At 66.4% G+C, this 25,698-nt stretch carries 24 protein-coding genes; 11 read left to right on the top strand and 13 right to left on the bottom strand.

The features are described from left to right. Window positions 1-123: 123 nt before the first annotated feature. Genes QTI20_RS18180 through QTI20_RS18170 form a run of 3 tightly spaced genes read right to left on the bottom strand, consistent with a single transcriptional unit; the run spans window position 124 to window position 2,680 of the window. On the bottom strand, window positions 124-1,338 hold the full coding sequence (locus QTI20_RS18180) for a pyridoxal phosphate-dependent aminotransferase (RefSeq protein ID WP_286552863.1): 1,215 nt from the start codon (window positions 1,336-1,338) through the stop codon (window positions 124-126). Window positions 1,339-1,346: 8 nt separating this feature from the next. Beyond that, entirely contained in the window at window positions 1,347-2,015 is a 669-nt protein-coding gene (locus QTI20_RS18175; protein ID WP_286552861.1) for an RraA family protein, read from the bottom strand. Next, the gene (locus QTI20_RS18170; RefSeq protein WP_286552859.1) at window positions 2,012-2,680 is read right to left on the bottom strand and encodes an RraA family protein; all 669 of its coding nucleotides are present in this window, start codon (window positions 2,678-2,680) and stop codon (window positions 2,012-2,014) included. The genes QTI20_RS18175 and QTI20_RS18170 overlap by 4 nt, the downstream gene beginning before the upstream one ends. Before the next feature lie 106 nt (window positions 2,681-2,786). On the opposite strand from QTI20_RS18170, the gene QTI20_RS18165 reads away from it, so the two are divergent. Continuing rightward, window positions 2,787-3,695 (top strand): LysR family transcriptional regulator, encoded by a 909-nt coding sequence (locus QTI20_RS18165; RefSeq protein ID WP_286552858.1) that lies wholly within the window; start codon window positions 2,787-2,789, stop codon window positions 3,693-3,695. 78 nt (window positions 3,696-3,773) lie between these two features. On the opposite strand, the gene QTI20_RS18160 is transcribed toward QTI20_RS18165, so the two are convergent. After that, entirely contained in the window at window positions 3,774-4,661 is an 888-nt protein-coding gene (locus QTI20_RS18160) for a TetR/AcrR family transcriptional regulator (protein WP_286552857.1), read from the bottom strand. 149 nt (window positions 4,662-4,810) lie between these two features. Between QTI20_RS18160 and QTI20_RS18155 the strand changes: the two genes are divergently transcribed. From QTI20_RS18155 to QTI20_RS18120, 8 genes are all read left to right on the top strand, one after another. Then, window positions 4,811-5,788 (top strand): Bug family tripartite tricarboxylate transporter substrate binding protein, encoded by a 978-nt coding sequence (locus tag QTI20_RS18155; RefSeq protein WP_286552856.1) that lies wholly within the window; start codon window positions 4,811-4,813, stop codon window positions 5,786-5,788. After that, window positions 5,785-6,600, top strand: a complete 816-nt coding sequence (locus QTI20_RS18150) for a cyclase family protein (protein ID WP_286574236.1) — start codon at window positions 5,785-5,787, stop codon at window positions 6,598-6,600. Before QTI20_RS18155 ends, QTI20_RS18150 begins: the two co-directional genes overlap by 4 nt. Before the next feature lie 38 nt (window positions 6,601-6,638). Then, complete coding sequence (locus tag QTI20_RS18145) at window positions 6,639-7,076, top strand: lipocalin-like domain-containing protein (protein ID WP_286552852.1); 438 nt, start codon at window positions 6,639-6,641, stop codon at window positions 7,074-7,076. 25 nt (window positions 7,077-7,101) lie between these two features. Beyond that, entirely contained in the window at window positions 7,102-8,040 is a 939-nt protein-coding gene (gene kce, locus QTI20_RS18140) for a 3,5-dioxohexanoate:acetyl-CoA acetone transferase (protein ID WP_286552850.1), read from the top strand. Window positions 8,041-8,130: 90 nt separating this feature from the next. Then, entirely contained in the window at window positions 8,131-9,249 is a 1,119-nt protein-coding gene (locus QTI20_RS18135) for an ABC transporter ATP-binding protein (RefSeq protein ID WP_286552848.1), read from the top strand. Window positions 9,250-9,299: 50 nt separating this feature from the next. Next, window positions 9,300-10,352, top strand: a complete 1,053-nt coding sequence (locus QTI20_RS18130) for an ABC transporter substrate-binding protein (RefSeq protein WP_286552846.1) — start codon at window positions 9,300-9,302, stop codon at window positions 10,350-10,352. Between the two features lie 46 nt (window positions 10,353-10,398). Further along, window positions 10,399-12,105, top strand: coding sequence for an ABC transporter permease subunit (locus QTI20_RS18125; protein ID WP_286552844.1), 1,707 nt, complete (start codon window positions 10,399-10,401; stop codon window positions 12,103-12,105). Between the two features lie 23 nt (window positions 12,106-12,128). Then, window positions 12,129-12,563 (top strand): nuclear transport factor 2-like protein, encoded by a 435-nt coding sequence (locus QTI20_RS18120; RefSeq protein WP_286552843.1) that lies wholly within the window; start codon window positions 12,129-12,131, stop codon window positions 12,561-12,563. 155 nt (window positions 12,564-12,718) lie between these two features. Here the strand turns inward: QTI20_RS18120 and can are convergent, their stop codons facing one another. From can to QTI20_RS18090, 6 genes are all read right to left on the bottom strand, one after another. Then, the gene (gene can / locus QTI20_RS18115) at window positions 12,719-13,393 is read right to left on the bottom strand and encodes a carbonate dehydratase (RefSeq protein ID WP_286552841.1); all 675 of its coding nucleotides are present in this window, start codon (window positions 13,391-13,393) and stop codon (window positions 12,719-12,721) included. A gap of 34 nt (window positions 13,394-13,427) precedes the next feature. Continuing rightward, entirely contained in the window at window positions 13,428-14,744 is a 1,317-nt protein-coding gene (locus tag QTI20_RS18110; RefSeq protein ID WP_286552839.1) for a glycerate kinase type-2 family protein, read from the bottom strand. A gap of 7 nt (window positions 14,745-14,751) precedes the next feature. Further along, window positions 14,752-15,711, bottom strand: a complete 960-nt coding sequence (locus QTI20_RS18105) for a D-2-hydroxyacid dehydrogenase (RefSeq protein ID WP_286552838.1) — start codon at window positions 15,709-15,711, stop codon at window positions 14,752-14,754. Between the two features lie 31 nt (window positions 15,712-15,742). Then, window positions 15,743-18,571 (bottom strand): phosphoenolpyruvate carboxylase, encoded by a 2,829-nt coding sequence (gene ppc / locus QTI20_RS18100; protein ID WP_286552837.1) that lies wholly within the window; start codon window positions 18,569-18,571, stop codon window positions 15,743-15,745. Window positions 18,572-18,794: 223 nt separating this feature from the next. Next, window positions 18,795-19,469: an RraA family protein gene (locus QTI20_RS18095; protein ID WP_286552836.1), complete on the bottom strand. Its 675-nt coding sequence runs from the start codon at window positions 19,467-19,469 to the stop codon at window positions 18,795-18,797. A 24-nt stretch (window positions 19,470-19,493) separates the two neighbouring features. After that, complete coding sequence (locus QTI20_RS18090; RefSeq protein ID WP_286552835.1) at window positions 19,494-20,711, bottom strand: aminotransferase class I/II-fold pyridoxal phosphate-dependent enzyme; 1,218 nt, start codon at window positions 20,709-20,711, stop codon at window positions 19,494-19,496. A 227-nt stretch (window positions 20,712-20,938) separates the two neighbouring features. Here QTI20_RS18090 and QTI20_RS18085 point away from each other — a divergent pair, with 227 nt between their 5' ends. Next, entirely contained in the window at window positions 20,939-21,871 is a 933-nt protein-coding gene (locus tag QTI20_RS18085; protein WP_286552834.1) for a LysR family transcriptional regulator, read from the top strand. Then, complete coding sequence (locus QTI20_RS18080) at window positions 21,858-22,748, top strand: LysR family transcriptional regulator (protein ID WP_286552833.1); 891 nt, start codon at window positions 21,858-21,860, stop codon at window positions 22,746-22,748. Before QTI20_RS18085 ends, QTI20_RS18080 begins: the two co-directional genes overlap by 14 nt. A gap of 41 nt (window positions 22,749-22,789) precedes the next feature. Here QTI20_RS18080 and QTI20_RS18075 read toward each other — a convergent pair whose 3' ends face one another. From QTI20_RS18075 to QTI20_RS18065, 3 genes are all read right to left on the bottom strand, one after another. After that, complete coding sequence (locus tag QTI20_RS18075) at window positions 22,790-23,761, bottom strand: Bug family tripartite tricarboxylate transporter substrate binding protein (RefSeq protein ID WP_286552831.1); 972 nt, start codon at window positions 23,759-23,761, stop codon at window positions 22,790-22,792. A 43-nt stretch (window positions 23,762-23,804) separates the two neighbouring features. Next, window positions 23,805-24,596 carry an HpcH/HpaI aldolase family protein gene (locus QTI20_RS18070; RefSeq protein WP_286552830.1) on the bottom strand — a complete coding sequence of 264 codons (792 nt, stop codon included), beginning with the start codon at window positions 24,594-24,596 and terminating at the stop codon, window positions 23,805-23,807. 136 nt (window positions 24,597-24,732) lie between these two features. Then, window positions 24,733-25,689, bottom strand: coding sequence for a Bug family tripartite tricarboxylate transporter substrate binding protein (locus tag QTI20_RS18065; RefSeq protein WP_286552829.1), 957 nt, complete (start codon window positions 25,687-25,689; stop codon window positions 24,733-24,735). Window positions 25,690-25,698: the final 9 nt, after the last annotated feature.

Here is a 25,698-nt window from a genome sequence, read left to right as displayed (position 1 = left end):
ACGGCGCCTGGCTCCATGGTTCGGCCGATCGGGTGGCCTGCACGGTGGCGTCGGACGGGCAGGAGACGCGACCGGGAAGGCGCTGCCTGTCCCCGGTGCAAGGAACGAGGGTCGGCGGGCGATTCAGCGGCAAGCCGAAGCGAACTCGGCGATCGCGTCGCAGGCCTGCCGGAGCGCCTGGTCGTCGAGTGCATACGCGATGCGGATGTAGGGCCCGAGACCGAAGGCGCTGCCCTGGACCACCGCCACATCGGCTTCGTCGAGCAGTGCGAGCGCCACCGCCTCGTCGGTGCACAGCGGCACGCCGCCCTTCGATGTCTTGCCGATCAGCCCCTCGCAGGATGCGAAGGCGTAGAACGCACCGGCGGGGGTGTCGCAGCGAAGCCCGGGCGTGGCGTTCAACGACGCCACCATCAGGTCCCGGCGCGCCTGGAAGACGCGGCGGCTGGTCTCGATGAAATCCTGCGGACCCTCGAGCGCGGCAAGGGCGGCATGTTGCGAGATCGAACTGGCGCCGGAGGTCTGCTGGCCCTGCAGCTTCTCCATGGCATCGAGCAGCCAGCGCGGGGCCGTGCAGAAGCCGATCCGCCAGCCCGTCATCGCATAGGCCTTCGAGACGCCGTTCATGGTGACGGTGCGCGCCGCCAGGCGCGGCTCGACCTGCGCGATGGTCGCGAACCCGGCACCGTCGAAGACCAGGTGCTCGTAGATGTCGTCGGAAAGAACCAGGATGTGCGGGTGCTTCAGCAGCACGTCGGCCAGCAGGCGCAACTCGTCACGCGAGTAGACCGCGCCCGTGGGGTTGGAGGGCGAGTTGAGGATCAGCCAGCGCGTCCTGGCGCCGATGGCCCGGGACAGCGTCTCGGGCGTGAGCTTGAACCCTGCCCTGTGTTCGCATTTCGCGATGACGGCCCGGCCGCCGCAGAGCTGGACCATCTCGGGGTAGCTGACCCAGCAGGGCGCCGGCACGATGACTTCGTCGCCGGCGTTCAGCGTCGCGGCAAGGGCGTTGTAGATCACCTGCTTGCCGCCCGAGCACACCAGGGTGTCCTGCCAGGTGCAGTGCAGCCCGTTCTCGCGCTGGAACTTGCGTGCGACCGCCTTCCGCAGTGCGCGCATGCCGGCCACCGGGGTGTAGCGGGTGTGGCCTGCACCGATGGCGTCGATCGCCGCGGCGCGGATGTGGGCCGGCGTATCGAAGTCGGGCTCGCCCGCCGACAGCGAAATCACGTTCGCGCCCTCGGCCCGCCGGGCGGCGACGCGGTCCATCATCCGGTAGGTCGCCGAGGGCTGCACGCCGGCGAGGTGCACGTTGAGCCGCTGAAGGGACGGAGCCATCCTCGCCGTCACGCCGCGCCTCGCTGCTGCAGCGTGTGGTAGCCGCGCGCGGCGCGGGCTTCGCGGATCGACCTGCCCTGGGCGATCTGGCTGCGGATGGCCGCTTCCGCCTCCTCGATGCGGCGGGCCACTTCCGCGACCTCCCTGGCGCGGCCGCGCGGCACGACGACGACCCCGTTGGCGTCCGCGACCACGATGTCGCGTGCCACGACGCGCGCCGTCCCGATCGACACGGGACCATTGACGGCCTCCACCTGGACCCGGTCCTTGCCCGTGCGCATGAAGCGGCCTTTGGTGAAGAGCGGGTAGCCATCGCCCAGGGCCTTGGACACGTCGCGGCAGACGCCGTCGATCACGGTGCCCGCGATCTTCCGGGTGCCGGCGTACTGCGTCATGATGTCGCCCCAGACCGAGCAGTCGGTGCGGCCATCGTTGTCGATCACCACGACATCGCCTGGCGCCACATCGTCGAGGAAATCGCCCACCGTGCCGGGCGGTGTGCTGGCCGAGGCGTACTTGACGGTGAAGGCCGGGCCGACGACCACGCTCCTGTAGTTGTCCAGCGGCATCACGTTCATGCACTGGCCCGGCAGGCCGAGCTTGTCCATGGCGTCCGAGACACCCGGGGTGTCGAGGCCGTGAAAGAGGGCGACGAGTTGCTTGTCTTCTGCGTTCATTGGGCGGGTTCCTGTTGTTGGATGGCTTCGAATTCCTTGTCGTGCATGACCTCGGCGACCGAGCGGCCGCGGCGCACGGCCTCGACCATGCCGTCCTGGCGGCGGGCGATCTTCTCGCCGAGGTCCAGCACCTCGAGGATTCGCGCGGCGGTGACGAAGACGGTCCCGCAACGGTCGGCAATCACGTAGTCGCCCTCGTCGACGTCCACGCCGGCCATGCGCACGCGATGCCCCGCGTCGACCTGGATCACGCGGTTGCGCGCGCTGATCATCGTGACGCCGCGGCCATAGACCGGGTAGGCGATGGACTCGCTGCCATCGATGTCCCGGCTGAGGCCGTCGAGGACCGAGCCGCGGATGCCGCGGGCCCTGGCCGCGTTCGCGAGGATGTCGCCCCAGCAGGAGATGCCGTCCAGCCCGCCTGCGATCACGAGGATCCGGTCGTCCGTCGTGATCTCGGCGATCACGGGGGAGATGAGGTGGACCGTGGGCTTCGCGTCGGTCTTGGGACCCAGCTGGATGGTGCTCGCGCGGCCGACGATCTTCGGGCCGTTCCACAGCGGCCGAAGACCGAAGGTGGCGCCCGGCAGGCCGAGGAAGTCGAGCGCATCGGAGACCGTGTTGGTGTCCAGCGCGGCGAGGCGGTCAAGGGTCGGGTGGGTCATTCGCGAAAGTACTCGAGGGAGGGAGATTCGACTTTCGGCGGAGGCGATTCATATGTAAATTCCGAAGGATGAATGGCTGTGATACGGCCAGCCTATGGAAAGAAAAATGATCAACTTTCGTCTCGTCCGCCACCTGTGGCTGTTCCTCGCGGTGGCGGAGGAAGAGAACTTCAGCAAGGCGGCGGCTCGGCTCGGCATGTCCCAGCCGCCCTTGACCGAGCAGATCCAGGTGCTCGAGCAGGCGCTGAAGCTCAAGCTCTTCGAGCGTTCGCGGCGCGGCGCCAAGCTCACGCCGGCGGGCGCGGCCATCCTGCCGGCGGTGCGCAAGTTCGCGCAGCAGCTCGAGCAGCTCGAACTGGCGGTGCGCGAAGCGGCGGCGGGGCAGACGGGCCTGCTGACCATCGGCGCGATCAGTTCCGCGATGCTCGATGTGCTTCCGCCCTTTCTGGCGACGCTCAGGAAGCGTTACCCGGACCTGACGGTGTCCGTCAAGGAGATCGACAGCGCGGAGGCCGTTCCCGCGCTCGAATCGGGCGATGTCGACCTCGCGTTCGCGCGGCTGGAGGGCGATCTCGGCGAGTCCATCGCCAGCGTGCCGCTCAAGCAGGACAAGCTGGCGGTGGCGCTCCCCAAGGGGCATCGCTTCGCCGGCATGGCGCGCATCCGTCTGGCCAGCCTGGCGGACGAGGACTTCGTCATGGTCGCCAGGCGCCTGAGCCCCGTCTCCTTCGACGGGTTCACCGCGGCGTGCCTGGCGCATGGCTTTTCGCCGAGGGTGCTCCACGAGACCCGCAGCGCCTCGTCGCAGGTGGCGTTCGTCGGATGCGGGCAGGGCATCGCGCTCGTGCCCGCGTCGATGAAGAAGCTCGCACCGGAAAGCGTCGTGCTGCGTCCGCTGCGGGAGCGCCTGGAGGTGGTCACGACGGCGGTGGCCTGGTGCAAGACGCGGAGTTCGCCGCTGTTGCAGGAGATCACGGCCCTGCTGGGCGCGGGCGCTCCGGCGCGCACCGCCTAGCGCGGCCACAGGGCGGGCTGTCTTTCACCCAGCCGCGACGCATGGGCACCCGGTGGCCGGAAAGCGGCCCTTCGAGCCTCAGCGCCCCTTCGCCGATGACGCTTTGGGCGCCGTCAGCCCGGGGGCGCGCATGGCGGCGGCGACGAAGGGCACGATCTGGCGCAGGGACTCGGCAAAGTTCTTGCCGGAGCAGCGTCCGGCCGAGATCACCTCGATGCGGCCGGTGTCCGCCAAGGCGTATTGATAGGTGCCGAGCATGAACATGAAGCGCCAGGACACCTCGTCGCGCGACAGGTCGGGAAGGCCGCGCGCGAAGGCCGCGACGAAGCGGCCGGTCGAGTCGTCGTAGAGGCGCCGCCGAAGTTCGTTGCCGAACTCGGTGCCGTCGAGCTGCAGATGGGCTTGCATGCGCAGAAAGGCGCGACCGCTTTCTCCGCTCATCGCCAGCTTGAAGGCGGGCGCCAGGAAGATCTCGATGAGCCGCTCCACGGGCACCGGCGCGCCCTTCGCGGCGACTTCCTCGGCCTGGAGCAGTCGCATGCGCTCCTCGACCAGCGGCGTGCCGCAACGCAGGTACGTCTCCTGGAACAGGACCTCCTTCGTGCGAAAGAAGTAATGGATCATTCCTTGGTTGACACCCGCGCTGTCGGCCACGTTGCGCATCGAGCAACCGGTGAAACCCAGTTCGCCGAACAGCTGTTCTGCCGCACGCAGGATGCTGTCGCGCGCGTCGCTTCGCCGACGTGGGGGCTGTTCTGGCGCGGTCGTCGTGTCGTCGGAATGCATGTTCTTCCTCATGGCTTGAAATTCTTCTGCGGCCCGTGCGTGTGCGGCACGGGCCGCGACCCACTGCCGCGCGAGGGGATCGGCGCTCTCGTTGTTGGTGGGTCGAAAGACTAACAGCGTCGCGGCCGCGCATCTTCCGAATGCCGTCATGGCCCGGCCGCTCGGATCGAGAAGGCTCATCTCGACACGCCCCACGCCCCACGCCGACGGGCTGCGGAGCAGGTCCGAGCCTCGAGGCCCTTGTGGGTTGAACTAAGGGTTAACCCGTTAACAACTTAGTCAATCGAATAACTAACATCCAGGTCGATCGCAACCCTCAAGGACTCGACATGCTGAAACTGGTGGTGCATTGCACCGCGTTGCTCCTCGCCCTGGCAGGGCTGCCGGCGGCAGCGGCAGCGGCAGCGCAGTACCCGGAGCGCCCCATCCGCCTGGTGGTTCCCTATGCGCCGGGCGGCGGGACCGACAACATCGCGCGCCTGCTGGCGGTGAAACTGGGCGCGCGCCTGGCGCAGCCGGTGGTGGTGGACAACCGGGCCGGTGCCAACGGGATCATCGGCGCCGACGCCGTGGCCAAGTCGCCCGCCGACGGCTACACGCTGCTCCTGGCGGGGCTCGGGCCGCTGGCGGTCAACCCCAGCCTGTTCCAGAAGATGCCTTACGAGCCGCTCAAGGCCTTCGCGCCGGTCGCCAGGATCTCGTCGGCGGCCCTGGTCCTCGTGGCGGGCAGCGGCGCGCCGAAGGAAGGGCTCAAGGAGCTGGTCGCGGCCGCGAAGGGCGCGCCCGGGCAGCTCACCCTCGCCAATGCCGGCGAAGGTTCCCCGCAGCACATCTGCGCCGGGCTGTTCGCGCGTTCGGCGGGCATCGTCGTGAACAACATCCCCTACAAGGGCGCCGTGCCGGCCGTCACCGACCTGCTGGGCGGCAGCGTGCAGGCGATGTGCGACAACATCGGCACGGTCCGGTCCTTCATCCAGTCCGGAAAGCTCAGGGCCCTGGCCGTGTCGACGCGCCAGCGGGCGCAGGCTTTGCCCGATGTGCCCACGTTCGAGGAGCAGGGCTTCGCGGGCATCGACTTCTCCCTGTGGTTCATGTTGGTGGCGCCGTCGGGCACGCCAGGCCCGGTGATCGCCCGGCTGAACACCGAGGTCAACGCCATCCTCCAGCAGCCCGACGTGATCCAGGCGCTGCACGACAACGCGAGCGAAGCCACCGGGGGCTCCGTGTCCGAGGCCGCGCAGTTCCTCGCCAAGGAGAACCGCGCCTGGCCGGAACTGGTGCGCGCCATCGGCCTCGGCAAGCAATGACCGACATCACCTCCTGGCTCCTTCCTTCCCACATGCCGGCTCCAATGAAGCTCATCGACCTCTCCGTCGCCATCGAAAACGGGCTGCCCGTCGATCGACCGGGCAACGGCCCGAAGATTCGCTACGAACGGCACGGCGAGACCTTCGCGGCGCTGGCCAAGCCCTTTGCGGGATTGCGCCCGGAAGACCTGCCCGATGGCGAAGCCTGGGCCGTCGAGCGGATCGACCTGTCGACGCACAACGGCACGCACATGGATGCGCCATGGCACTACGCCTCCACGATGAACGGTGGCGAGCGCGCGGCGACCATCGACGAGGTCCCGCTCGACTGGTGCTACCGCCCGGGAGTCAAGCTTGATTTCCGGCACCTGCCGGACGGCCATGTCGTGCGGGCCGACGAGGTCGATGCCGAGCTTGCGCGCATCGGCCATGCACTGCAGCCGCTGGACATCGTGCTCGTGAACACGGGCGCCGGCGCGCGCTACGGCCAGCCGGACTACCTCGACAGCGGCTGCGGCATGGGACGAGAAGCCACGCTCTACCTCACCGAGCGCGGCGTCAGGGTCGTCGGCACCGATGCCTGGTCCTGGGATGCGCCCTTCAGCCACACCGCCCGGCGCTACCGCGAAACCGGCGACGCCTCGCTGATCTGGGAGGGCCACAAGGCCGGCCGCGAGATCGGCTATTTCCAGATGGAGAAGGTGAGCAACCTGCAACTGCTGCCATCGAGCGGCTTCCAGGTGATCTGCTTTCCCGTCAAGGTCCGCGCCGCGTCGGCCGGTTGGTGCCGCGCGGTGGCGATCCTTCCATGAACGACGAACACACATACATTGAAAGCTGGAGCCCCCGCATGAGCACAACCCCCCTGATCGGAACCTGGTTCCTGCGCGAAGCGTATGCCATCGCAGCCGACGGCGAACGCCTGTACGACGTCTATGGCGCGCGGCCCACCGGCGTCATCCACTACGGTGACGACGGCCGAATGATGGCGCTGATCACCCACGACGGCCGCGCGCCGCTGGACGGTGACCGGCAGGCCGCGCCGGAATCGCAGCGGGCGCAAGCCTACAAATCGTCCATCGCCTACGCGGGCGCGTTCTCGCTGGCGGACGGCTGGGTGTCGCACGCGGTCGACATGTCCTCCTATCCCAACTGGGTCGGGACCGTGCTGCGTCGCGCATTCCGCTTCGAGCAGGGCGATGTGGTGCTCACGACCGCGCCGCAGATCCAGGACGGCGTCGAGACCGTCATCAAGCTGGTCTGGCAACGCCAACCGGTCCAGCACTGACCCCATCGTTGGAAGCGGAGAAACCATGTCCAAGTCGTCCCGGAAAATCATCATCACCTGCGCCGTGACCGGCGCCATCCACACGCCGACCATGTCGGACGCGCTGCCCTATCGCCCCGAGGACATCGCACGCCAGGCCATCGATGCGGCAGAGGCCGGCGCGGCCGTGCTGCACCTGCATGCGCGGCACCCGGACAACGGCGCCGTGTCGATCGATCCCGCGCATTTCCTCGGCTTCCTGCCGGCGATCAAGGCGTCGACGAATGCGGTCGTCAACCTTTCCACCGGCGGCAGCCTGCGCAACACCGTGGCCGAGCGGATCGCGCCGGCCAAGCGCTTCTCGCCGGAGATGTGCTCGCTGAACATGGGCAGCATGAACTTCTCGATGCATCCGCTGGCGCAGCGCTACACGAACTGGAAGTTCGACTGGGAGGAGCCGTACCTGCGCGAGTCCGACAGCTACATCTTCAGCAACACCTTCCGCGACATCGAGATGGTGGCAGGAGAGCTGGGCCACGAGCACCGCGTCAAGTTCGAGCACGAGTGCTACGACGTGGGCCACTTGTACAACCTCAAGTTCTGCGTCGACGCCGGCCTGTTCAAGGCGCCGATCTTCATCCAGTTCGTGCTGGGCATCCTGGGCGGCATCGGTGCGGACCTGGAGAACCTGGTCTTCATGAAACGCACCGCAGACAAGCTGTTCGGCGACCGATACCAGTGGTCCGTGCTGGGCGCCGGCGCCAGCCAGATGAGCCTGGCGACCGCGGCCGCCACGCTGGGCGGCCACGTGCGCGTCGGGCTCGAGGACTCGTTGCTGATCTCGCGCGGCCAGTTGGCGGACTCGAATGCGCAGCAGGTGCGCAAGGTGCGCCAGCTGCTGGAAAGCCTGGGGCACGAGATCGCCACGCCCGATGAAGCGCGCGAAATCCTGTCCCTCAAGGGAAGCGCCGCGGTTCGGTTCTGACCGGGTCGCTCGGGTCCGCCACCGCGGCCCCTGCGCGATAGACATGACCCCGCCCGGCCCGCATTTCAAAGTGATCAATTTTCAAAAGCCATGAATCCACATGCCGACCGGAGCGCGAGAACATCGCCTGCGAGCAGGGTCGAGTTCCGCCACATCAGCAAGCACTTCGACGGTGTCGCGGCTGTCCAGGACGTCGATCTGGTGATCGAACCCGGGGAGTTCATTTCCCTCCTGGGCCCCAGCGGCTCCGGGAAGTCGACGCTGCTGATGCTGCTGGCGGGTTTCGAGCGGCCCACCCAGGGCGAAATCCTGATCGACGGCCGCTCGATGAACGACGTCCCGCCGAATCGCCGGGACGTGGGCATCGTCTTCCAGAGCTATGCCTTGTTCCCCCGGATGTCGGTGCGGGAGAACGTGGCGTTTCCGCTCAATGCGCGCGGCATCACCGGGCAGGCGCAGGCGCGCCTCATCGATGCGGCGTTGACGCGCGTGCGCATGACGCCCTTCGCCGACCGCTTGCCATCGCAGCTCAGTGGCGGCCAGCAGCAACGGGTCGCGCTGGCGCGTGCGCTGGTCTTCAATCCACCCCTGGTGCTGATGGACGAGTCGCTCAGCGCGCTGGACCGGCGCCTGCGGCAGGACATGCATGTCGAGCTGCGGCAGATCCATCGCGAAATCGGCACCACGATCGTGTTCGTGACGCACGACCAGGAAGAGGCCATGGCCCTGTCGGACCGGATCGTGGTGCTCCAGAACGGCGCCGTGCAGCAACGGGGAACGCCGACCGAGATCTACACCAAGCCGGTGAGCAAGGCCGTGGCCAACTTCATGGGCGAAAGCAATTTCATCGAGGGGACGCTGGTCGACGTCGGCGCGCACGGGTTCGACATCGCGACCCCGGTCGGAACGATGGGTTTCCACGGCCGCGCCGCGCCGCACGCGGGACCGGCGATGGTCATCGCCGTCCGTCCCGAAAACATGCGTGTCGATCCCGTGGCGTCGCCGGTCGATCGCGCCGGCTCCCATGTCGTCGAGTTCATGGGCGAGGTGGTCCACAGCTCCTTCCGAGGCAACTACCTCTACTACCAGGTCCGCTGCGATGCCGGGCTGCTGTCGGCCAATGTTCCGTTCGAGGCCCATCGGAACGCGCTTCAGCCGGGCGACCGCGCGCGCATCCGCTTCGACAAGACCTCGGCAATGATTTTCTAAGTCTTCCTTTGATCGATCACGGAGTGCATATGTTTTGTCTCACACGAGGAATGAAATCCATCGCCGTGCTTGGCGGCCTTTTCATCGGGACCTGCCAGGCCGCATCGCTGACCGTGCTGGTCGGCGGCGGGATGCTCGGCGATTCCATGATGACGTCCGTCGTCGAACCGTTCGAGAAGGCGACCGGGATCAAGGTCAATGCCGTCAAGCAGCAATGCGCGCCCGCGGTCATTCGGACCATGGCGCAGAGCAAGCGCCAGGACATCGACCTGTGCATGCTGAGTTCCACGTCCATGATCGTGCTGGCGCGCGAAGGCCTGCTGGCGGAGATCAACTACCAGGCCATCGATCCCGCAGTGGCCGAACAGATCGAACCGGCCCTGCGTCACAGGTACGGCGTCGGGTTCTTCAACTATGCGATGGCGCTCGGATACGACAGGTCCAAGCTTCGGGCCGGTGTGAATCCACCCCAGAACTGGGGTGAGTTCTGGGATCCGAAGAGATTTCCGGGGCCTCGGATCCTTCAGAGCGGTGCGTATCCGGGGCAGGGGCCCTGGGAAGAAGCCTTGATCGCGGATGGCGTGCCGGTCGAGAAGCTCTACCCGATCGATGTCGACAGGGCGCTCAAGAGCCTGGACAAGATCAAACCCGCCGTCAGGAAATGGTGGATGGTCGGCGCCGAACAGGAGCAGGCGTTCTCCGGCGGTGGCGCGGCCATGGGACAAGGTTTCGACGGCGTCTTTCAGAACGTCATGAAGACGAATGAAAAGGTCGCCTACACCTACGCGCAGGCCAAGATCTACACGCTTCATCTGGTCGTTCCGAAGGGCGCCAGGAACAGCCAGGAGGCCGAGAAGTTCGTCAACTTCGCATTGGATGCGCAGCGGCAGGCCCTGTTCTCGAAGTTGTCGGGCTACTCGCCCACCAACCGCTCGGCCTTCAAGTTCCTCGATCCCGCATTCGCGTCGACCTTGGTCGGCGCGCCTGGCAACAAGGAGAAGGCCTACTACGCCAATGCCGACTGGTACTCGGCGCTGGACGCTTCCGGAAAGACCCACTCGGAAGCACTGATCAAGCGCTGGAACGAATGGGTGCTGAAATGAAATGCGCCTGGGTCCTGGTCGGCGGTCGTCTGAAGGAACGCGCCTCATGAAAGCGAAGATCGACGTGGCGATTTGCGCGCTGGCACTGCCGGCGGTCGTTCTGCTGGTGTTCTTCTTCTACCCGCTGCTGCAGATCGGCTTGCTCAGTCTTCGCGCCCCGGAGTTCTCCTCGGCCGAATATCGCGCCATCTTCGAGAATGCGATGTACCTGAACGTCGCCTGGCGCACGTTGTCGACCTGCGCACTGGTCACGCTGTTCTGCCTCGTTCTGGGTTATCCGACTGCCGCATTCATCGCGTCTCTCTCTCCTGCGAAGGCGAAGCTCGTCCTGCTGTGCGTGGCCATTCCCTATCTGACAAGTTTCCTGGTCAGGAGCTACGGATGGGTGGTGATCCTCGGGGACGAGGGCCTCGTCAATCACATGCTCCAGTACTTCGGCGTCGCGGACGATGGTCTGGCGATCCTGTACACGCGCACCAGCATGATGATCGGCATCGTGCACGTCATGCTTCCGATGATGATCCTGCCGATCTACGCGTCGATGCTGAGGATGGACATGTCTTTGCTCAGGGCGGCCAAGGCCCTCGGCGGCGGGCCGGTGCGGACCTTCTTCGCCGCCTATTTTCCGCAGACCGCCAACGGGGTCCTGAGTGGATGCATGCTCGTCTTCATTGTCACGAGCGGCTTCTACATCACGCCCGCGATGCTCGGTGGCCTCTCGGATGTGCTGCTGTCGAACCTGGTGGCCGTTCAAGTCACGTCGCTGCTGAATTTCTCCACCGGCGCTGCGCTGGCCGTGCTGCTGCTCATGGGCACCTTGCTTCTTCTGCTGGGCGCGTTCCTCGTCAAGATCCTGGCGCAGAAAGGGAGAAACGCGAACGGCGCCGGAGGGACGCCGCGACGCCATGGATGGAAAACCGCCTTTGCGATGGTCAGTGGCTTCTTCTTCTCGCGGCTCAAGTCGAAGCCGTCGTCGGCCGACGTGCTGCGGAGCATTCCGCTCAGAGCGGTCGCTGCCCTGGTCTGCATCTTCCTGGTGCTTCCCAGCGTGGTGGTGATCGTTGCATCCTTCACGAACTCGGCATCCCTGGACTTTCCGCCCAAGGACTATTCGTTCAGGTGGTATCGCGCGCTGGTGAATGACGCGCAGTGGCGATCGGCCGCGTCGATCAGTTTTCAGGTCGCGCTGGTGGCAATGGCCATCTCGACCTCGCTCGGTCTGCTTGCCGCCTACGGCGTCTCCAAGATTTCATCCGAAGGTCGAAAGAAGGCGGCTTATGCCGTGCTGATCGCCCCGCTGGTGGTGCCTTCGGTGGTTTTCGCCATCGCGATGTTCGGCGTGTTGGCCCAGTGGGGCCTGATCGGAACCCGAGAGGGGTTGATCGTCGCGCACACCGTGGGTTGCATCCCTTATGTGTTCGTCGTCGTGTATGGCGCACTGCTGATGATGGACCCCCGATTGGAGATGGCGGCCCAGAGCCTGGGGGCGACGCGGGCGCGAACGATCTTCAGGGTGGTGTTGCCCACGATCGGACCTGCGTTGGTATCGGGTGCCGTCCTGGCCTTCATTCATTCTTTCGACGAGGTCGTCATCACGTCGTTTGTCGCAGGGGTTTCCGTGGAGACCCTGCCTCTCAAAATGTGGGTGGACATCCAGAACAAGGTCGATCCCACGATCGCCGCGGTCTCCACCCTTCTGATCTTGATCCCTGTTGCGTACCTGATCGGCAGCAGGGGCAAGTTGGCCAAGTGAAACTTTTAAAGAAGGAAATGTCGATGAGTCCGAAAGATGTTGTTCACGCCTGGCATACAGAGTGGCGGATCAATCCCGAGAACGCCAACTCGCTGTATCTGCACCAGGACATCAAGGTGCTTCTGCCCGGCAAGGAGGCGATCAAGGGCTGGGATGCCGCCAATGCCCACTTCCTGAACGTCGCATCGGCAGTGAACCTGCCGCAGCCCTATACCGCCGACGAGAACAGATACCTGATCTATCTGGAAGACAAGGACTTCGTGGCGCGTCGCTTCCGGTGCACGTACCACAACAAGGACGGCACGACCATGGACATGATGGTCTACAACATCTACCGGGTCAAAGACCAGAAGATCCTTCACTTCGAAGAGTACTTCGACACCTACTATCGTCGCGTGAGTTCGGTGGAGAACCCGACGCAGCAGGTCGATCTGAGCGAGTACCTGCTGGAGGCCTGAGGGCGGACTTCCCGCCCCAAAACCGCCGGGTCCCGCGATCGGTGCGGAGGACCCGGCGCCGGTGAGCGGGACCTCTCGCGCGCGATGTCAGACGGCAGGCCCATCCGGCGCTTCACCTTGGGCAGACGCCAAGGAGGCCGGAGAGAGGAGGCCTGCTACTTTCGATGTCGAGCTTTTGAGATGCGTGACAACGAACGTCGGTATTTCTCGGAAAGCATCTCGGTGCCGGAGATGCTCAGTTGCAGGTCCTGCAGGTGCCCGTCGTGAACACCGAAGATCCAACCGTGGACGGTCACTGGCTGGCCGCGGGCCCAGGCATCGAGCAGGATGGTGCTTGCGCACACATTGACCACCTGCTCGATCACATTGATCTCGCACAGCGCCGGCGCCCGCTGCTCGTCAGGGATGCGGCCAAGCAGCTCACTGTGGCGGTCCCGGGTGTTCTGGATGTGTCGCAGCCAGTTGTCCGCCAGGCCGATCCGGGCACCTTCGAGTGCCGCCTGGACGCCCGAACAGCCGTAGTGCCCGACGACCATGATGTGCTGGACCTTCAGCCGCTCCACCGCGAACTGGATGGCGGACAGCGCATTCAGGTCGGAGTGAACGACGATGTTGGCGACGTTTCGGTGCACGAACACCTCGCCCGGTTCCAGGCCGGTGATCTGGTTCGCCGGCACCCTGCTGTCGGAGCAACCGATCCACATGTACCGGGGCGTCTGCTGCTTGACCAGGCCGCTGAAGAATCCGGGGCGTTCCTTCTCCATCGCGGCCGCCCATCGGCGATTGTGGGCAAACAGATCCTCGATGCCCGATGTCGTGGTTTCAGTCATGTTCGTCCTTTTGCAATGTCTCTGCGCCTTGTCGTCACGTGATCAGCACGGCGCGGAAGTCATTGACGTTCGTATAGGTCGGCCCGGTGACGACCAGGTCGCCGATGGCCGAGAAGAAGCCGTAGGATTCGTTTCGGTCGAGGTGCTCGTCCAGTGACAGGCCGCAATGGGTGGCGCGCGCCAGGGTGTCGGGCGTGACCAGCGCACCCGCGTTGTTCTCCACGCCGTCGATGCCATCCGTGTCGGCGGCCAGCGCCCAGATACCCGAATGCCCTTTCAGCGACTGCGCCAGTCCGAGGCAGAACTCGCCGGCACGCCCGCCGCGGCCTTTGGGCCGAGGGCCGCGGGCAGGTCGAACCGTCACGGTGGTCTCGCCGCCGGACAGCAGGACGCAGGGCCTCGCGAAGGGCGTGCCGTGGACCGCGATCGACCTGGCGACAGCGCCATGGACTCGCGCCACTTCACGCGACTCGCCCTCGATGTCATCGCCCAGGATGTACGCAGGTATTCCGTGGCGGCGCGACTCGGCTGCGGCCGCTTCCAATGCTTGCCGCGGGGTGGCGATGAGCTGCTGACGGGAGCGCAGGAAGATGGGGTCGCCGGGTTTGGGTGTTTCTCCACCGCCAGACGCGAGTCGCGCACGCAGCGCCGATGGCAGCGCGATGGCGTAGCGGTCCAGGATGCCCAGTGCCTCGGCCGCCGTCGTCAGGTCCGGCACGGTCGGCCCGCTGGCGATGACCGAGAGTTCGTCTCCCGGGACGTCGCTGATCGCCAGGGTGAGGATGCGCGCAGGCGAGCACGCCGCGGCAAGACGCCCGCCCTTGATGGCCGAGAGGTGCTTTCGAACGCAGTTCATCTCGTCGATGCTGGCGCCCGAAAGAAGCAGCGCCTCGTTGATCCGCTGCTTCTCTTCGAAGGAGAGCCCATCGGTGGGCAGGCAGAGCAATGCGGAGCCGCCGCCGGAGATCAGGCAGAGGACCAGGTCCTGCGGCCCGAGCCCCTTGACCGCATCGACGATGCTTCGCGCCGCGGCCTGCCCGGCTTCGTCGGGCACCGGATGGCTGGCCTCGATCACCTCGATCCGCTGCAAGGCATTCGCGGGGCGCGGCGGCGTGTGGCCGTAGCGTGTCACGACGATGCCGCTCAGGTTGGCAGAAGCGGGCCAGAGGGCATCGACCGCGTGCGCCATGGCGCCGGCCGCCTTGCCGGCGCCGACCACCACGGTGCGCCCGGCAGGCGGCTCAGGAAGCACGCAGGCCAAGGCATCGGCCGGCGACGCTCGACGGACGGCGACGTCGAACAGCCGCCGCAGGAACGCCTGCGGATCCGCAACAGGGTTTTCGTGCGTCATGGCCGGTCTAGCCTCCGACCAGGTTCCGTGGTGTTCCCTGGACGAAGGCCTCGATGTTGCCGATGAGCTGGTCGGCCAGTCCCTGGGTGGCCTCGTCGCTGGCCCACGCCACGTGCGGCGTCAGGATGAAGTTGGGCAGGTTCAGCAGCGCCATGAACGGGTGATCCGGCGGCGGCGGTTCGACGCTGGTGACGTCGAAGCCGGCCCCGGAGACATGGCCGGCGGCCAGGGCCGGTCCCACCGCGGCTTCGTCGACCAATCCCCCGCGGGCCGTGTTGATCAGCAGGGGCCGCTTCTTCATCTTCGCGAACTCCTCGGCGCCGATCATGTTTCGGGTGGTCGGGAGCAGCGGGCAGTGCAGCGTGATGATGTCGGACTGCGCCAGCATCTGCTCGAAGGGCGTGTAGAGCTCTCCTTGCCCCGTCCGGCCCTTGTGTCCGGAGAAGAGCACCTTCATTCCCAACGCCCGCCCCATCGCCGCGACCGCGTTGCCGAGGATGCCGTCGCCGACGATGCCCAGCGTCGAGCCGGCGAGGTCTCTGATGGGATAGTCGAAATAGCAGAACTGCGCGGCGTCCTGCCAACGTCCGGCCCTGACCGACGCGTGATAGGCCAGGATGCTCCGGCGCAACGCGAAGATCAGCGCGAAGGTGTGCTCCGGCACCGTGTGGCCGGCATAGTTCCGGATGTTCGAGACCGCCACGCCCCTGGACGCGCATGCGGCGAGGTCGATGTTGTCGGTGCCGGTGGCCGCGACCGCGATCAGCCCGAGGCGGTTCGTGCCTTCCAGGTCGCAGGCCTGGATCCGGACCTTGTTGACCATCACGATGTCGGCGTCCTTGATGCGCTCCCCGACCTCACCGGGGGTGGTCCTGTCGTAGATGCGGAGCTCGTGCGGAAAGTCGGGCGCGCGAAGGGTGGTCTGCGGTGAGATGCTTGCCCGGTCGAGAAAGACGATTTTTTTCATGGCGTGGATGTCGTGATGGGCTGACTTGCAATCAGCCGGTGCTTCGAAGTCCGGCAGAGATGCCGTTGATGGAAATGTGGAGGCCGAGCTTCGTCTTCTCGTCGGCCTGTCCTGCCCGATACCGGCGCATCAGCGCCACCTGCAGGTGGTGCAGGGGATCGATGAACGGGGACCTGATCTCGGCAGCCGGCGAGAAGCCGTCGCCGGGCCTTGGGATGTCGGCGCCTGCGATGGCAGCGATGGCGTCGGCCGTTCTCTGCCACTCGCGGGAGATGGAGGCGAAGATGGCCTGGCGGCTTTGCTCGTCGACGACCAGGCTCGCGTACTTCTCGGCAATGACCAGGTCGCACTGGCCCAGTGCGCGGCCGATGTTGGACACCAGATGCCTGAAGAACGGCCAATCCCGGTACATGGCCTGAAGCTCCGCCAGTTCGCCGCGGTCAGCCTCCGGACCGACGGCTTCATCGGCGTGCGTGGCAAGAAAACCGCTGACGGCGCCACCGAACCCATACCACCCGGGCAGGCCCACCCGGCATTGCCCCCAGCTGAAGGACCAGGGCACCGCGCGCAGGTCTTCGATGTTGCGGTGCGGGCTTCTCGAGGAGGGGCGCGAACCGATGTGGAGCTCCGATATCTCCCGGATGGGCGTGGCATCGAAGAAGTAGTCCTGGAATCCAGGGGTGCCGTAGACCAGCTCGCGGTAGGCGCTCATGCTGCGCGCGCAGAGGGCTTCGGAGATGGCCACCCAGCGTTCATCCGGAGGCGTGACCAACGGACTGAGCGTGGCGTCCAGCACCGCGGACACCAGCGCCTCCAGGTGGGCGCGCCCGATCCTCGGGTTCGAATACTTGGCGCCGACCACCTCGCCCTGTTCGGTCAGCCGCAGCTGGCCCTGGACCGAGCCCGGCGGCTGTGCCAGGATGGCCTGGTCGCTGGGGCCTCCGCCGCGTCCGACCGTGCCACCGCGGCCATGGAACATCCGCAGCCGGATGGCGGTCGGCCCGACGGCCTCCTTCGAACTTCCCGCATCGAGGCCGTGCCTTGCCAGCTCGCCGAAGAGCTCGGTGAGCTGTTGGCCGGCGCGATAGAGCGCCCAGCTGCTTGCGAGGATCCCGCCGTCCTTGTTGCTGTCGGAATACCCCAGCATGAGGTCCTGCTCGGCGCCACTTCGTTCGACGAGCGAGGCCATGCCGGGGATGCGGAAGTAGTCGCGCATGATGCCGGGCGCATTGCGCAGGTCGTCGATGGTCTCGAACAGCGGCACGACCCCCAACCCGCAGACGGCTTGCGCGTTCAGCGCCCCCTTCATCAATCCCGCTTCCTTCTGCAGCAGAAGCACCTCGAGGAGGTCGCTGACGGCCTCGGTGTGGCTGATGATGCAGTGGCGCACCGCATTCGGCCCATACACGTCCCGGATGTCGCGCGCCGCCTCGAAGATGGCCAGCTCGGCCTGGGCCAGGCCCGTGTACCGGTGTTCGACCAGGCGCAGTGGCCGGGGATCGTTGAGCAGGCCGACGAGCAAGGCCCGTCGTTCCTGTTCGCCCAGCGCGGCGTAGTCGGCGCTGATGCGTGCCACCTGGAGCAGCTCGGCCACCACGGCTTCGTGCTTGTCGGCGTTCTGCCTCAGGTCGACGGTCGCCAGATGGAAGCCGAACGCCTCCACGGCGAAGAGGAGCGGTTGGAGCCGGTGGCGAGTGACCACCTCACCCTGGTGCGCAAGAAGAGAAGCCTCGATGGTTTTCAGGTCGGCCGAAAGCGCGTCGGGGGATGCGTAGCGCGGCGTCGGCGCGCCGTCGGCGGCGCGAGAAGCTGCGCCTGACAGCGCCCGGAGCGTCTCGGTCAGTCGCGCATGCACGCCAGAGAGCGCCCGTCGATAGGGTTCGTCGCGTCGGTGCTCGCTGTGGTCCGGGCTCGTCTCGGCCAGCTGCCCCAGCTCGGGCGAGCAGTTCACCAGGCGGGTGGAGAAGGAGAGCTCTGCGCGCAGCTGGCGAATTTCCTCGAGGTAGTGGCGGATGGCCACCTCGCTCTGGCGCCGCAGCGCATAGCGCAGGGTCTCGGCGCTCACATGGGGGTTCCCGTCCCGGTCGCCGCCGATCCAGCTCCCCATCCTCAGGACGGGGCCGATGTCATGTCGCTCCAGCTGCCGCTCGAGCGATTGGCGAAGGCGCGGAATCTCCCTGAGGAAGGTGGATTCGTAGAAGAAGAGGGCGTTCTCGATCTCGTCCGCCACGGTCAGCTTGCTGAATCGAATCAACCGGGTGTGCCAGAGCTGTGTGAGGCGGGCTCGAATCCGCTCGCTGTTCTCGGCCAGTTGTTCGCCCAGAAGCCGGTCGTCCCCGTGCTCGAATCCGCAAGCGGCCGATTGGGCGATGTCTCGCTCGGTGAGCAAGGAGGAGATGCTTCGCTGGGCATCCAGGACGCTGCGCCGCTGGACCTCGGTGGGATGCGCCGTCAGCACCGGCGACACATGGCCCGACAAGAGGGTGCTGGCGATTTCGTCGGACGAGACGCCGCGATCCGCCAGGCCGGCAAGGGCCTTTCGAAGGCTTCCCTCGGGACAGTGGCCGTGTCGCTCCTGCGCTGAACGCAGCCGCACGGCGTTCCTGTCCTCCGCCAGATTGGCCAGATGGATGAGGTAGGTGAAGGCCCGAATGACAGTGACCGCCTGGTCTGCGGACAGGCCGTCGAGCACGGCGCGCAACTGCTCCGCCGCGGCGCTGTCGGCCTTGCGTCGGGAGGCCGCGGCCAGGCAGCGGATTCTCTCCACGAGCGCGTAGGTCTCGCTTCCGGCCTGTTCCCGGATCACGTCTCCCAGGAGGCGCCCGAGAAGCCGGAGGTCTTCCCGCAGCGCGTCTGTCAAGCGGTCCGGTCGATGCGCTGCGGGGGCGCATGTTCGTTCGAAGGACCGCTCCCTCGTGGAGGATTCGGCGGCAGAGGGCACGGCGGGCTCGCAGTTCAAGAATGGGGGGAGACGTGCCGGCGCCTGGGGCCGGCGGTGAGGGCGCTCGCGCGTGTTGCGGGCGAGCGCAGCCCCGGAAGGCCGAGGCGACCTTCCCGGGGACTGCGATGGCGCAACGCGCCGGCTACGCGTCCAGCGCGGGCAGGCCGGCCTGCTTCAAGGCATCGTTGAGCCAGGGCGAGACCAGCAGGCCCTCCTCGATCTCGCGAATGCGTTGAGCCTCCGCTTCGATCTTTTCCTCGGCGGCAGCAAGAACGGCATCGACGTCGGCTCTGGGGATCACGACCACACCGTCGACGTCGCCGATGACCAGGTCACCGGGGTGCACCGAGACGCCGCCGACCGAGACCGGAACGCTCAGCCTGCCGGAGAGTCCTTTGGTGGGACCGCAGGGGTTCGTGCCAAGGGAAAAGGCCGGAAACGTTCCGGCCGCCAGAGCGACGGTATCGCGTGACGCCGCATCGACCACGAAGCCGCCGAGCCCCGCGGCTTGCGCTTGCGTCACCATGAGGTCGCCGAACAGGGCACAGGTCGCATCCGCCTTGCCGTCGACGACCATGACGTCGCCGGGCCGGGCCACTGCCAGCGCCGCGTGGAACATCAGGTTGTCGCCGGGACGGACCTCGACCGTGAAAGCCGGGCCGCAAACGGTCATGGCAGGGTGGATCGCCTTGATTCTGGAGTTCATGGTGCCGCGGCGACCTGCAACGTCGCACAGGATGGCGGCTTGGTACTTGCGAGCGCGCGTGATCTGCGCCGGCGTGACGCGGTCGAAGTCCGCGAACTTCTGGTAGGACATGGTCTCGGGCTTTCTGTGGAGTGCTCAGGCGTTCTTCAGTCGATCGACCGCCGCGGCAATGGCGGCGATGCCACGGTCGATCTCCTTGTCGGAGGTCGCGAACGAAAAGCGCAGATAGGGCGACAGGCCGTACGAGGCGCCATCGATGGTCACGACGCCTGCGGCATCGATCAGGTAGTTGCAGACGTCCAGGTCGGTGTCGAGCACCTTGCCATCGGGCGTCCTCTTTCCGATGAGGCCTGCAACCGACGCGAAGACATAGAAGGCGCCCGCAGGCATGTCGCATTCGATGCCGTCGATGGCGTTCAACCGGGTCGCCATGCGGGTCCTGCGCGCGGCGAACAGTTCGCTGGCCGACTGCACGCAGCCTTGTGGACCGTCCAGCGCGACGGCTGCGGCGATCTGGGCCGACGCGGTGGCGCAGGTGGTGCTCTGCCCGATCAGCAGCGCGATGGCCTGGATGAGGGCAACGGGGGCGGCGCCGTAGCCGACGCGCCAGCCCGTCATCGCGTAGGCCTTGGACAGGCCGTTGATGACCAGCGTCCGCGACTTCAGCTCGGGCGTGGTGTTCAGGAGGCAGGCATGCCGCGCGCCGTCGAACACGAAGTGCTCGTAGATCTCGTCGGTCATCACCCACACATGGGGGTGCCTTGCGAGCACCTGGCCCAGCGCGCGAAGCTCCGGCTCGGAGTAGACCGCGCCCGTGGGGTTGTTGGGCGAGTTCAACACCACCCACCGGGTGCGCGGCGTGATGGCCGCCTCCAGCGCCTCCGGCGTGAGCTTGAAGCCCACGTCGGCCGGGCAGTCGACGATCCTGGGAACGCCGGCGTTGATGCGCACCATCTCGGGGTAGGAGACCCAGTACGGCGCGGGAATGACGACCTCGTCGCCTTCGTTGAGGGAGGCGGTGAACGCGTTGAAGATGATGTGCTTGGCACCGCAGCCGACGACGATTTCCGAAAGCTCGTAGGCGAGGCGGTTTTCGCGCTGGAGCTTGGCCTGGATGGCCTTGCGCAGCGGCAGGATGCCCGCGGACGCGGTGTAGCGGGTATGGCCCTCCAGAAGCGCTTGCCGTCCGGCGTGAACGATGTGCGGCGGCGTCGGGAAGTCGGGTTCACCGACGGTGAAATCCACGATCTGGCGCCCCTCGGCACGGAGCGCGTCGGCCTTGGCTTTGGCGGCCACACTGGCCGACGGTTTGGCGACGCTGAGTCGCGATGCAACGATGGCTGCGTTCTGCATGGGTCTGTTTTCTGAGGCTCGCTGGCCCCATTGGCGGGGTGTTGCGGATCTCGTGTTTCCCGAGGTCCCTGGCGCGGACGGAAGCGCCGAAGAGCCACGGGTCACAAGGGCATGGGCGTGATTCTTTCGATGCGGAGATATTCCGTAAAGGGAGATAATTGGAGTCATGGGTATTCCAAAATGGTCTTCTGCAAGAGGGCCGCACAGGCGCGAGGCGATCCAGCGGGATGGCGACGTTTAGAGAACTGGAAGCGCTGGTCGCATTCGTCGACTTGCGTTCGCTCCAGGCCGCTGCACGCAGCCTCGACACCTCCCAGTCCGCCGTCGCGCGGCTGCTGAGCGAGTTCGAAGCGCGATACCCCCGCCCACTGCTCGACAGGCGCAAGAGGCCTGCACGGCTGACTTCCGACGGGAAGGAGGTGCTGCGCCTGGCCAGGGCGGTGCTGCGCAAGCGGGCGGACCTGGTCGAGCGCTTTTGCGACGCCGATCGCATCGCACCCGCGCTGCGCCTGGGCATCACGGAGCTGGCGGCCGCAACGTGGATACCCGGCTTCGTTCAAGACCTGCGTGCTCGCTACGGCAACATCGAGCTGAAGGTCGTCGTCGGTCAGTCCCCCACGCTCCGGGAGATGCTTCTTTCCGGCGCCCTGGATATCGCCATCGTGGTCTCGACCCACCACACCGACGACCTGGTCCAGGTCCCCATCGGCACCGCCAGACATGGGTGGTACTGCTCACCGACGTACGCCGACGCCGGCCCTTTCACGGTGAAGACCTTGGCCCAGCAGACCCTGTTGCTCCAGGGCGCGTCGACCGGCGCCGGGCAGGCACTGGGGTCCTGGTTCGCCTTGCACGCGGTTCGCCCCGCAAGCGTGATCCAGAGCGACAGCCTGGCAGCACTCACCGGCATCGCCGCGGCCGGGCTGGGGGTTGCCAACCTGCCGGAGGCCGCCGCACGCGAGGCCGTGAACGCAGGCAACCTTCGTGCATGCGCGCTCGACTTCGAGACGCCGGACCTGGACTACGTGGCCATCCTCCGGAACGACACGCTGTCGGACTTTCATCGCTCGATCGTCTCGATCGCATGCCAGTGCTGCGACTTCAACACGCCGTTCCGATTCAGGCATGGCGCGGGAGCTCCAAAAGATGTTGACCGTTAAGCAACTGCAGGCCTTCTATTGGACGGCGAAGCTGGGAACCCTCGGCAAGGCCGGAGAGCGGCTGCACATCACCCAGTCCGCAGCGACGAAACGGCTGCAGGAGCTGGAGTCCGTTGCCGCGTCACCGCTGTTCCAAAGTGCCGGCAGGCGCAACGAGCTGACGCGACGAGGCCACGAGCTCACGCAGGCGTGCGAGGAACTGTTCGGCTTGCTGGATGCGCTCGATGCGCTGAGCGCCAGCCCCCAGGCACCGGTTCGCGAGCTCCATATCGGGCTGACCGACGTGTCTGCCTCCACGTGGTTCCCCGCCTTCGTCCGCGGCATGCGGGACGCCCATCCTGCGATGGCGCTCTACCCGGAGGTCGCCGAGTCGCCCGTGCTGATCGAGAAGCTGAGGAACGGCGACCTGGACTTCGCCTTCCTGCCGGACCCGTTGGTGAAGGACGGATTGAAGCTCCGCCCTCTCGGCCAGGTGGCATTCGCATGGTTCTCCGCACCGGGTGCCTACCCCAAGGGAAAAAGATGCACCCTGGAGCAGCTCGCGCAAAGCCCGGTGATCGAGCAGACCGGCGGGTCACTGATCGCACGGCTCTACGACAGGCAGTGGCCGTTGCATGCACTGCCGCGAAAGATCCGCGGCGGCAACAACGCGCATGCATTGGCGGAACTCGTGATGTCCGGGCTGGGCGTCGCCTGCCTTCCTCGCCACATGTTCGCGGAGCAGGTGAGGTCCGGAAAGCTGGAGCCCGTGGATTGCAATCCGCCAGCGCCGAGGATCACGTACTACGGCTGTTCGGCGCAGACCTCGTTGGGCGTGGATGTCCCGGTCCAGGAGATCGCGAGCCAGAGCTTCGAGCAGTTCGAATCGAACGCCTGACGGCCTTGCGAGGCTCCCGGACGACAAGGCCCCGCCACGGCTCATTCGAGCTTGATCCCCGCTTCGGCGATCACCTTCGACCACTTGAGGGTGTCGGCCTTGATCCTGGCAGCGAGCGCTTCGGGGGTACCGCCTTCCGGCTCGACGCCCATGTCGCTGAGGCGTGTGCGGATGTCGGGCTCCTGCAAGGCCTCGTTGATGGCCTGGTTGAGCTTGTCGACCACCGCCTTGGGCGTTCCGGCAGGCGCCATGAAGGCGAACCAGGTCGGCATTTCGAAGCCCTTGAGACCGGGTGCATCCGCCGCGGAGGGCAGCTGTGGGTAGAGAGGCGAGGGCGTGGTCGATGCAACGGCGAGCGGCCGCAGTTTCCCGGCGGCGGCAAACGGCATCCCTTCGCCTGCGATGGCCACCATCACCTGCACCTGGCCGCCGACGAGATCCTGCAGTGCGGGCGCGCCACCCTTGTAGGGGACGTGCACGGCACTCACACCCGTCATGCGCTTGTACAGCTCCATCGCCAGGTGGGAGGGCTGGCCGGGACCGGTGGAGGCATAGCTCACCGTGCCGGGGTTCCTGCGGATGTGTTCCGTCAGTTCGCCGAGGGTCTTCACCGGAAGCGAAGGATGGACGAAGACGACGCTTGGCAGGCTGGCCGCCTGGACGATGGGTGTCAGGTCTTCCTGGGGTCTGTAGCTCAGCTTGCTGCCATACAGGCTCGGATTGACGGCGAGGCCGCCCGTGGTGGACAGCATGATCGTGTAGCCGTCGGCGGGTGCCTTGGTCACGAAGTTCATGGCCACCTGCTCGCTTGCGCCCGGCCTGTTGTCGACCAGGGTGGGCTGGCCCAGCGACCGTGTCAGCTTCTGCCCCACCATCCGCGACAGCGCGTCGGTGGCGCCGCCTGGTGGATAGGGGACCACGATGCGGATGGGCTTTTCCGGAAACTGCGCCTGCGCCATCGCGCCTGCTGCGATGGCCGTGACAAGCACGAGGGACTTGACGATGTGCTTCATGGATGGACCGCCTTGGATGAAGGGAACGATGAAGGCGGCGGCGTCAGGACGATCGCTGCGCCGCTGCGTCGGTGGATGCCTTCAGCGAGCGCAGATGGGCCGTCAGCGTCTGCGTCAGGTGCAAGGTGTCCACCGCGGGGCTGGTGATGAAGCTGTATCCCAGCTCGGCCAGATCCTTCGCCTGCTGCGGGTCGAACGCCGGGATGCCGACCTTCACGCCCGCCTTGTTGGCGCTCTGGAGAATCTTCTCGATGGCCGCGCGCACCGTGGGATGGGTCACCTGCGTGGGAAGGCCGTAAGAGCATGAAAGATCGGACGCCCCGACGAACAGCAGGTCGAGCCCCGGCGTCTGGACGATGTCCTCGATCTGCTCGACGGCTTCCCGGTCTTCGATCATTCCGATGACCAGCAGGCGATCGTTCTGCACCTTCATGTGCTCGACCATCTTGACGCCGCCATACCTGGCGACGCGGGTGGCGCCATCGATGCCGCGCATCCCGATCGGCGGGTACTTGGCGGTGGCGACGATCCTCTCCGCCATCGCGCGGCTGACGACATGCGGCACCATGATCGCGTCGGCCCCCGCTTCGACCGCCCGGAGGATGGTCGCGAAATCCATCTGCGGCGTGCGCACGATGGAGGAGATGCCTGTGACCTGTGCTGCGCGGATGAAATGCTCCATCGCCGACAGATCGAGCGACGAGTGCTCCAGATCGATCACCGCGAAGTCGTAGCCGACATGGCCCAGCAATTCCACGACGGCCGGATCCTTCAATGCGCAGAAGGTCCCGTAGGCGATCTCTCCGCGTTGCAGTACTTCCTTGAGTTTTCCCATGACATTTGTCCTTGCAGTTGGTGACCGGGCGCGCGCTGCCGCGCCCGCAAGACACGGGCTGGCAGTCGCTGCGTGATGGGAGTGCGCCCGGCAGGTCCCGACATGCAATGCCAGGCCTGCCGGAGCGCGCGGAGGCTTATTGCGGCTCGATCCGCGCCTGCTTGACGACGTTCGCGTAGAAGGCCGAGTCGGCCTTCACGAAGGCGGTGAAATCGGCGGACGTGTCACCGATCGGGATCAGGTTGATCTTCGTCAGCTCGGCGCGGAATTCGGGCGTCATCGCCTTCTTGATTTCGGCATTGAGCTTCTCCACCACGGCCTTCGGCGTCCCGGCGGGCGCGACCACGCCGAGCCAGGTGTAGGCCTCGTAGCCCGGTACGCCGGCTTCGGCCACCGTGGGCAGCTCGGGCAGCGTGCTCACCCGCTTGGGCGTGGTCACGGCCAGTCCGATCAGCTTGCCCGAGGCCACGAACGGCGTCGCGGTCGGCGAGGTCTCGAACATCAGGTCGATCTGGCCGCCCACCAGGTCCGCCAACGCCGGAGCGCCGCCCTTGTACGGCACGTGCAGCATCTTCGTGCCGGTCTTCATCATGAAGATCTCCGCCGCGATCTGCTGCGCCGAGCCCAGGCCGGCCGAACCGAAGGACAGCTTGCCGGGCTTCGAGCGGGCGAGCGCGATCAGCTCCTGCACGTTCTTCACGCCCAGCGAGGGGTGCACCACCAGCACGCTCGGCTGGTCCGCGACCCGGATGATCGGTTGCAGGTCCTTGAGCGGGTCGAAACTCATCTTGGCGTAGAGATGCATGTTGGCGGTGAGCGCCGCGCTCGCCATGAGCAGCGTGTAGCCGTCGGCCGGCGACTTCGCCACGAAGTCCATGCCGATGTTGCCGGATGCGCCGGCACGGTTGTCCACCAGTACCGGCTGTCCCATGCTGTCGCCGAGCTTGCTGCCCACCATGCGGGCCACCATGTCGACGCTGCCGCCGGCGGAGAAGGGAACGACCAGCCGGATCGGCTTGGTCGGATAGCCCTGGGCGAAGGCGCTGCCGGTGAAGGCCGTCGCCAGGAGAAGGATGCGGAGGTGTTTGTTCATCGATGTCTT

It is taken from the genome of Variovorax sp. J2P1-31, assembly GCF_030317215.1.
GTDB lineage: Bacteria > Pseudomonadota > Gammaproteobacteria > Burkholderiales > Burkholderiaceae_C > Variovorax.
This window is presented reverse-complemented; position numbering and strand designations above follow the sequence as displayed.